Origin of the sequence: Acetobacter papayae JCM 25143 (assembly GCF_000613285.1) — a bacterium.
Taxonomy (GTDB): Bacteria; Pseudomonadota; Alphaproteobacteria; order Acetobacterales; family Acetobacteraceae; genus Acetobacter; species Acetobacter papayae.
The window spans coordinates 1-7,806 of record NZ_BAIN01000092.1 but is presented as its reverse complement, the minus strand read 5'-3'; the positions used below and the strand labels follow the sequence as shown (position 1 = coordinate 7,806).

Here is a 7,806-nt window from a genome sequence, read left to right as displayed (position 1 = left end):
GGCGGGGTTTCTCTGCTTAAACGGTAGCGTGTCAAACCGAATGGAGTTCTGCAACCATGACAGCCGGCGCAACCCTTCAGACCCTTGGTGTTATCGACCCCGGCGCGAATGTGCTGCTTGAGGTCATTCGTGCGGCCAGCCCTATCGAGGCGGTGCGTCGTATGGAAGAAAAAATGCGTGGCCCGGATTATGTCGCGACCCGTCAGTATGAAGAAGGGAGCGAGGATTCGCTCGATGGGGCGGATCAGGCCTACTTGGTTTACGCGCTCGATGGCAGCGGGCTCGATGCCGAAGGGCTGGGCGGCGAGGATGCAGGCACCGTGCGGGCAACGGCCCCTCTGGCCGCGATTGTTGTTGTTACGCAGCGCTAAAACGGGGTGAACCTAAGGGTGGAAAGTTTCAGCGTTTACGGGCGGGACGCGGGTGGTCCCTTTCTGCTGGTCAGCGACCATGCGGGGCAGGCCATCCCTGACACGCTGGGTGATCTGGCGTGTCGGCCACCGAGCGTGCACGCCATATCGGGTGGGATATCGGTATTGATGGCGTAGGGCGTGGGCTGGCCGAGGCGCTGCCCGCGCTGCTGATCGAGCAGGTGTTCTCCCGGTTGGTGATCGACTGCAACCGCGCGCCGGGGCACCCCACCTCCATCGTGCGCGAGAGCGACGGCACGGCGGTGCCGGGTAACCAGAGCCTGTGCGAAAAGCAAAGTGGCTGGCGCGAGCAGGCCATTCTGCACCCCTATCACGCGCGCATACGTGCCGAGCTTGATGCCCGCAAGGCGCGTGGGCAGGCCACCTGCCTGATCGCGCTGCACAGCTTTACCCCGGTTATGCGTGGCTATGCCCGGCCATGGCATGCGGGCATCCTGCATAATCGGGATTCCCGGCTGGCGCATATCATGCTCGACCTGCTGCGGGGCGAAGGCCTGTGCGTGGGCGACAATGAACCCTATGCCCTGACGGATACCTCTGATTACACCGTGCCCGAACATGCCGAGCGGCGCGGCCTGCCGTATATTGAAATCGAAATCCGGCAGGACCTGATTACCGCGCCAGAAGGCAGGCGGAATGGGCCGCGCGTCTGGCGCGGCTGTTGCCCGCCGCATGGCAGACTTTTGGCGAACGCTATGGAGATGCCGCATGACCACCGCCACCGACCCGCAGGCTTTGCCCGCACAGCGCATTACCGGCAAGGCGCGTCTTGCCGGGGTGCTGGGCTGGCCGGTCGGGCATTCACGCTCACCACTTTTGCATAATTACTGGCTGCGCCGGTACGGGGTGGATGGGGCATACGTGCCGCTGCCTGTCCACCCGGAAGGGTTCGAGGCCGCGGTGCGGGGGCTTCAGGCCGCTGGTTTCCGGGGGGCGAATGTTACCATCCCGCATAAGGAAGCCGCTTTCCGGCTGGCCGATGTGCTGGACGACTCCGCTCGCGCAACAGGCTCGGTCAATACGCTGGTTTTTCAGGATGATGGCACCATCAGGGGCCTGTCCACCGATGGCGATGGCTTTGTAGCCAGCTGCGTGCCGCTGGGGTGGAACTGCCTGATGACTCTGGTGCTCCTGACACGCAGCGGGTTCTGCTGCTGGGGGCCGGTGGGGCCGCGCGCTCCGTTGCGGTTTCGCTGGCGGCGGCGGGCATGCAGGTGTGTATTACCAACCGCACCCGTGCGCGGGCCGATGAACTGGCGGCCAGCCTGCCGAGCGCATCTGTCTGCCCATGGGATGAGTGGGAAGCCACGCTGGGTGACTACGCGGTGCTGGTCAACACCACATCGCTGGGGATGGAAGGCGGGCCGGAGCCGGGGTTCTGCCCCGTGCTGGATCAGGCCTCCACTAAGCTGGTGGTGGCCGATATTGTCTATGTTCCGCAGGTAACGCCCCTGCTGGCTGAAGCCCAGCGGCGCGGGCTGCGTACGGTAGGGGGGCTGGGCATGCTGCTGCATCAGGCCCGCTTCGGGTTCCACGCGTGGTTTGGAGTTGAACCACAGGTGGATGCCCAGACAGAAGCCTATGTAATGGCGGGTTTCTCCGGCTGAACGGAGGGCTTTTGTGGCGCGTATGAAAGTTCTTGGGCTGACCGGCGGCATGGGTATGGGCAAAAGCACGGTTGCCACCCTGCTGCAAAAGGCGGGGCTGCCGGTGTTCGATGCCGATGCCGAGGTGCGCCGCCAGCAATCGGTGCCGGGGCCGGTGCTCGATGGTATACAGGCCATGGTGCCTGGTGCGGTTTGTTCTGGCGTGCTGGATCGCGGGGTTTTGCGGCAGGCGGTCATGGAACAGGCAGGCCTCCTGCCTCGGTTGGAGGCGCTTATTCACCCGCATGTGCGCCGGGCGCGGGCGCGTTTTCTGGCGTTCTGGCGCGCTCGTGGCGCGCGTTGGGTTGTGCTGGATATTCCGCTACTGTTTGAAACCGGCATGCAGCGGCAGTGTGATCATGTGTTGGTGATATCCGCCCCACGCTGGGTGCAGGCGCGCAGGGTGGCGGCGCGGCGCGGGATACACAGGCGGAAGCCCGTGCCCTTATGGCGCGGCAGACGCCCGATGCCTGCGGGTGCGCGGTGCGGATACGGTGCTGCGCACGGGCCGCTCCATGAAGGAAACCCGGCGTCAGGTGCGCCGCTTTGTCAGGATGTTGCGCGTATGAAGCGTTCAGTGCTGTTCGATACGGAAACCACCGGGCTGGACCCGGCCACGGGCGACCGCGTGATAGAAATTGCGGCACTGGAACTGGTGGGTGATCTGCCCACAGGTCGAGCCTTCCACGTGCTGCTCGACCCCCAGCGCGATGTGCCGGAGGAAGCCTCGCGCGTGCATGGTTTTACGATCGATGATCTGCGCGGCAAGCCCCTGTTTGCCGACAAGGCGGCGGAGTTTCTCGAGTTTATTGGTGAGGACCCGCTGATAGCCCACAACGCACGGTTTGACTTTGGCTTTCTCAATGCCGAGCTGAAGCGCGCTGGACGTCAGCCGCTGGACATGGCGCGCATGTGGATACGCTGGACATGGCGCGGGCGCGCTTTCCCGGCATGCCCAACAGCTTGATGCGCTGTGCCGCCGCTTTGGTGTCGATCTGTCAGCCCGAACAACCCATAACGCCCTGCTGGACTGCAAGCTGCTGGCGGAAGTTTATGTGGAGCTTATGGGGGGGCGGCAGCACGGCCTTGGCCTTATGGCCAACGGCACGGAAGCCCCGGCCGTGCAGTATGAGGCCCCGGTGGAGCGGCGGAGTATCCGTATCTGCCCCACACCGGCGGAATTGGAAAAACATGCGGCGTTTGTTGAAAAACTGAAAGAACCTGTCTGGAATAGCTGAGGCGCGGTTTTTCGCGCCAGTGCGTTATGACCGGACGGCCCGTGCTGGAAAAAGGCTTTGCAGGGCATGGTGGCTATGCCATGCTTGACCGGCGAGCGAATGAAAATACAAGATTGTTCCGTTATTTGTACGAACTGGCTGCTCCTGTAAGGGAGGGTGTGCATGGTGCGGGCGACAAGGCCGAGATTGTAAGATCCGGCGCAGGACAGGGGGCTTAATCTGATGCGTTCAGCATATTGGCGTTCCGTTGTGGCCGTGGCCCTGTGCAGTGCGAGCATCGCACCCGCCATGGCGGAGCAGGTACTGGGGCCGGTTTCGGGTGAGGTGAAATTCATCTCCCATTCGGCCGATCTCGGGGTGGGCTATACATGGGGCAAAGGTGTGCTGACCTATGCCGGCAAACAGTATCCGTTTGAAGTGAGCGGGGCTTCGGCGGCGGCTATCGGTTTTTCCTCGGGCGACAGCATAGGCAAGGTCTACAACCTTCAGCGGGTTGAGGATTTCGAGGGCACGTACTGGGCTCTTTCGGGTGAGGCCACCATCGGGCAGGGCGTTTCAGGCTCCCTGATGGAAAATAACGATGGCGTTCGTATCCGTCTGGAAGAAAACCGCACGGGCGGACGGCTGGCGGCTTCTCCCTCGCGGTTGAGCATCCGCTTTATCAAGCCGAACAAAACAGCCCAAACGCCCAAAACCCCTTCCTGATCGGCTGGGGTTTTACCCCCGCCTTTTCAGGCCTCTATCAGCGTCAGGCCCCAGTGAATGGTGCGCTGCGTTGTGGACGCGGCGGGTGCTGCGGGGGCATGCGCTAGTTTCGGGCGCTGCGGAATTTCTGTTGAAGGCGCATCCGGCTCAGGGGCCTGTTCCGGCGGCGTTGTTGCGATTTCCGCACCGTTGATGTCCACGCTTTCCGTGCCGGGTAAGGTGACGTTGGCTTCGCCTTCTGCGTCCTGCGAGGCAGAAAGGTCTTGCGCGTTTTCGTCCTCGGTGGCGGTGCTCTCGGTTGGGGAGAGGGCCTCCTCTGCGAGGGCAGGCGCGGTTTCGGTGCGGGCAGTCAGCACAATCTGACGCGAGGGCTCAACTGTGCCCCGGCCCAGATAAACGCTGTCTTCCACCGTTATTTCGGCATCGGACTGGAACAGCCAGGTTTCTTCCGCCGTGTTCAGGCGCAGGCCTTCAGGGGTTTCTTCCAGCGTCACGGAGGGGTGGAGGTGAAAGCGGATCAGGCTCGGGGTTGGCTTTTCACAGGGGCCGAAATGTTCCTCGCCCCGCAGGGTGTGGCCTTCGCGGCCCAGATACAGCTTGCGGCTGTAAACCCCGCCACCCTGACGGGCATAGCCATCATGCGACATGTCCAGCCAGTGCGCCCCTTCATGTGTCGCATGCGCGCGGCTAACCTGAGGGATATGGCTGAGCGTGCCATCGGCCTCGATAGTCAGTGGTTGCAGGCCGGGCACTTCCAGAACGGAGTGGGCGGCCGGGTAGCGTAGTGCCTGTGTCCAGCCTTTGCGGGTGCTGGAGCCACAATTGACGATCAACCTCTGCTTGCCCGATGAAAATTCGAAAGACAGCATGCCTGCATGCGCCATTTCGGAATGGGCGACTGGGGCCGCACTATCGGCCAGCAGCATGGCACGCCCGCTGGTCATGCGGGTAAAGCCACTATCATACAGGCTGGCAGCGACTACACGGGTGCGGCAGGCCCGATTGAGCACGAGTTCAAGAAACGCGCTATCGCGTTCAAGGCTACCGTTGAACAGCGCCAGACGGCCATCGCCATGGCGCATGGCGCGCAGTACGGGGGCCGCGCGGTTGGCTGCATCCAGCAAGGTTGTGGGCTGGGGGTGGCGGGCTGTCTGGAAAATGGCGAGCATTTCCGCCAGTTCCCGCACGCTCTGGAACTGGTCTTCCGGGCTGCGGCTGACATGGCTGCCATCGGGGTGAAACTGCTCGGCCAGCACGCTATCGAGCAGGCGCAGGAAGCGTTCGAGAAACTCCGGGTAGTCCGGCATGACCACGCCCACGGCCAGCAGGCCCTTGAGAGCGGAAAGTGCGCGCCAGCCCGAGATTGCCTCGGGCATCAGGGCAGCAATGGAGCGCGCCTCCATAATCAGTGCCGTCATCAGGTTCTGGCGGAACCTGTCATCCGCGCTGGCGGCAAAAAATTCATAACAGCCCAGCCACGAGGCCAGCCGCATGCCGGTTACGGCAGGGTCTGACAGGGTGCGCTCCATCGGGGGAATGCGCATCCAGTGCGAAACCAGCGTGCGCGCACGGATACGGGCGGATTCAGCCCCCAGTTCGCGCAGGTCTCGTAGCCAGGTAAAACCTTGCAGCCAGCGGCAATAGGCTTCAGGCCAGTCTGGCGCGTCCCACTGACCGGGTTGGAGCTGGCGGGCTACGCCGTCATGACTGGTCTGGTTACGAACAAGCCGTTCACCCGCAAGGGCATCGCCGGGCCACAGGTCGCGCAGCATAAGGGCCGGGGCATCCGGCACGCGGGCAAAGCCGCCACGGGGGTTGCGCAGCGCGTAGGAGAGGCGTGTTCCTTGTGTCCATCGGCGCAGCGACATGGGCGGATCAGCACTCCTGAGGCTGGCGGCGGGGTGCGGCCCGGCCGGGCGAGCCATGTGTTCGGGTCTGCTCAAAGATTACAATGCAGTAAGCCGCTTTGGCTAGTCTGGATTATGACCGGAATTTTATACACCTCTGAGAGCCGAGATGGCGGCGGCATAATCAGGCCTGCCGTAAACGGCGCTGCCCGCGATCAGCACATCGGCCCCTGCCTGTATGGCTAGCGGTGCGGTGGTGGGGTCTATGCCGCCATCGACAGCCAGATGAATGGCGCGCCCGCTTTGCGTGATCATGTCGCGCAACTGCGTGATCTTGGGCAACTGGCTGGCCAGAAATTTCTGGCCGCCAAAACCGGGATTGACGGTCATGACCAGAATGACATCCACCAGATCCATTACCTCGGCAATGGCGCTGGCCGGGGTGGCAGGGCACAGGACGATACCGGGTTTGGCGCCAAGGTCGCGTATGCGCTGGAGCGAGCGGTGCGTGTGTGGCCCCGCCTCGATGTGGATCAGGATCTGATCGGCCCCGGCCTGAGCAAAGGCTTCCAGATACGGGTCAACCGGTGCGATCATCAGATGCACATCGAACGGGATGTCCGTGCAGGGGCGCAGGGCCTTCACGACAGCCGGGCCGAAGGAAATATTGGGCACGAAATGCCCATCCATGACATCAAGGTGCAGCCAGTCGGCCCCGGCGGCGGCTATGGCGCGTGTTTCCTCGCCCAGTCGGGTAAAATCCGCAGCCAGCAGGCTGGGGGCGATCAGGGTGCGGGGCGCAGGTGTCATGGTCTGTTTGTTCCGTAATCCCACAGGGTGATGTGTGGCCGTGTGGCGTTATGCCGGGCGGATGAAACGGGCCGCAAAGAAGCCGTCCATACCACCCAGATCAGGCCAGAAGCCGGGATGCGTGCGCAGCCAGCCTTCGGGGGTCAGGGCTTCGGGGAGCATGGACAGCTCATCAGGGGTGAAGGGGGCCGGTACCAGCCCCATGGCCTGTGCCGCGCGGGCGCGGGCGGGGCCTTCTTCTTCCTGCAAGGAGCATACGGCATAAATCAGGCGGCCACCGGGGCGCAGCATGTCGCGTGCGGCGGCCAGAAGGCGATCCTGTGCGGCGGTCAGGGCTGTCAGGTCACGCGGGCGCTTGACCCAGAGCACATCGGGGTGGCGGCGCGCCGTGCCGGTGGCCGAGCAGGGGGCATCAAGCAGGATGCGTCCAGCGGGGCATCGGGCTGCCATGTGCAGGCATCGGCCTGCACGGTGTTCACGGACAGGCCCAGTCGCTCCAGATTTTCCTGTAGCCGGGCCATACGTGCGGGGTTGTTTTCAATAGCCGTGACCTGCGCGCCTGTTACGGCAAGCTGGGCGGTTTTGCCGCCGGGGGCCGCACACAGGTCAGCCACTTTTTCACCTTCGCGCACTGCCAGCAGGCGGGTGGGCAGGGTGGCGGCGGCATCCTGCACCCAAAAGGCACCTTGCTCGTATCCGGCCAGATCCACCACGCGCGTACCGGCAGGGTAGCGCCATGAACCATTGGGCAGCAGCACGCCGCCTTCAGGGGCTGAGGCGCCGGGGCGCAGCGTGATGTCCAGCGATGCTTCGGTGCTGATCCCTGCTGCTATAGCGCGGGGCACGCCTGCGCCAAGGCCAGACCATGAACTCCACAGCCATGCGGGAATATCGAGCCGGGGTTGATCCAGCCCGTCCAGAACGCTGGCACCGCTTCCCGCGATCTTGCGCAGCACGGCATTGGCCAGCCCGGCAAAGGGGGCAAGTCCGCGCCTGCGGAGCAGGTCGACCGTGGTGCCTACGGCGGCATGGGGCGGCGTTTCAAGGAACAGGAGCTGTGCGGCCCCCAGCATCAGGGCTGCGCGCACGGGTTCGGGCGGTTCCTTGCGCAGGAAAGGTTCCAGCACGG

At 63.8% G+C, this 7,806-nt stretch carries 5 protein-coding genes and 5 pseudogenes; 7 read left to right on the top strand and 3 right to left on the bottom strand.

Annotated features, from left to right (window positions below):
• Positions 1-56: 56 nt before the first annotated feature.
• From JCM25143_RS13760 to JCM25143_RS13730, 7 genes and pseudogenes are all read left to right on the top strand, one after another.
• Positions 57-371, top strand: coding sequence for a hypothetical protein (locus tag JCM25143_RS13760; protein ID WP_025861622.1), 315 nt, complete (start codon positions 57-59; stop codon positions 369-371).
• A gap of 6 nt (positions 372-377) precedes the next feature.
• Positions 378-1,143 (top strand): annotated as a pseudogene (locus JCM25143_RS19885) (N-formylglutamate amidohydrolase).
• Positions 1,140-2,038 (top strand): annotated as a pseudogene (locus JCM25143_RS19880) (shikimate dehydrogenase). The pseudogenes JCM25143_RS19885 and JCM25143_RS19880 overlap by 4 nt, the downstream one beginning before the upstream one ends.
• 22 nt (positions 2,039-2,060) lie before the next feature.
• Positions 2,061-2,646, top strand: a pseudogene (coaE, locus tag JCM25143_RS24380) (dephospho-CoA kinase).
• A pseudogene (gene dnaQ, locus JCM25143_RS19870) lies at positions 2,643-3,315 on the top strand (DNA polymerase III subunit epsilon). Before coaE ends, dnaQ begins: the two co-directional pseudogenes overlap by 4 nt.
• A gap of 26 nt (positions 3,316-3,341) precedes the next feature.
• The gene (locus tag JCM25143_RS13735) at positions 3,342-3,533 is read left to right on the top strand and encodes a hypothetical protein (protein WP_025861621.1); all 192 of its coding nucleotides are present in this window, start codon (positions 3,342-3,344) and stop codon (positions 3,531-3,533) included.
• 4 nt (positions 3,534-3,537) lie between these two features.
• Positions 3,538-4,020 carry a hypothetical protein gene (locus JCM25143_RS13730; protein WP_025861619.1) on the top strand — a complete coding sequence of 161 codons (483 nt, stop codon included), beginning with the start codon at positions 3,538-3,540 and terminating at the stop codon, positions 4,018-4,020.
• 26 nt (positions 4,021-4,046) lie between these two features.
• Here JCM25143_RS13730 and JCM25143_RS13725 read toward each other — a convergent pair whose 3' ends face one another.
• From JCM25143_RS13725 to JCM25143_RS19865, 3 genes and pseudogenes are all read right to left on the bottom strand, one after another.
• On the bottom strand, positions 4,047-5,945 hold the full coding sequence (locus JCM25143_RS13725) for a heparinase II/III family protein (protein WP_234395301.1): 1,899 nt from the start codon (positions 5,943-5,945) through the stop codon (positions 4,047-4,049).
• A 69-nt stretch (positions 5,946-6,014) separates the two neighbouring features.
• Positions 6,015-6,677 (bottom strand): ribulose-phosphate 3-epimerase, encoded by a 663-nt coding sequence (gene rpe, locus JCM25143_RS13720; protein ID WP_025861616.1) that lies wholly within the window; start codon positions 6,675-6,677, stop codon positions 6,015-6,017.
• 48 nt (positions 6,678-6,725) lie between these two features.
• A pseudogene (locus tag JCM25143_RS19865) lies at positions 6,726-7,806 on the bottom strand (RsmB/NOP family class I SAM-dependent RNA methyltransferase); the annotation flags it as partial.

What these genes read in the sequence shown, in the direction of transcription:
- JCM25143_RS13760 (WP_025861622.1), top strand. Translation starts at nt 57, where the DNA reads ATGACAGCCGGCGCAACCCTTCAGACCCTTGGTGTTATCGACCCCGGC.
- JCM25143_RS13735 (WP_025861621.1), top strand. Translation starts at nt 3,342, where the DNA reads ATGACCGGACGGCCCGTGCTGGAAAAAGGCTTTGCAGGGCATGGTGGC.
- JCM25143_RS13730 (WP_025861619.1), top strand. Translation starts at nt 3,538, where the DNA reads ATGCGTTCAGCATATTGGCGTTCCGTTGTGGCCGTGGCCCTGTGCAGT.
- JCM25143_RS13725 (WP_234395301.1), bottom strand. Translation starts at nt 5,945, where the DNA reads ATGGCTCGCCCGGCCGGGCCGCACCCCGCCGCCAGCCTCAGGAGTGCT.
- rpe (WP_025861616.1), bottom strand. Translation starts at nt 6,677, where the DNA reads ATGACACCTGCGCCCCGCACCCTGATCGCCCCCAGCCTGCTGGCTGCG.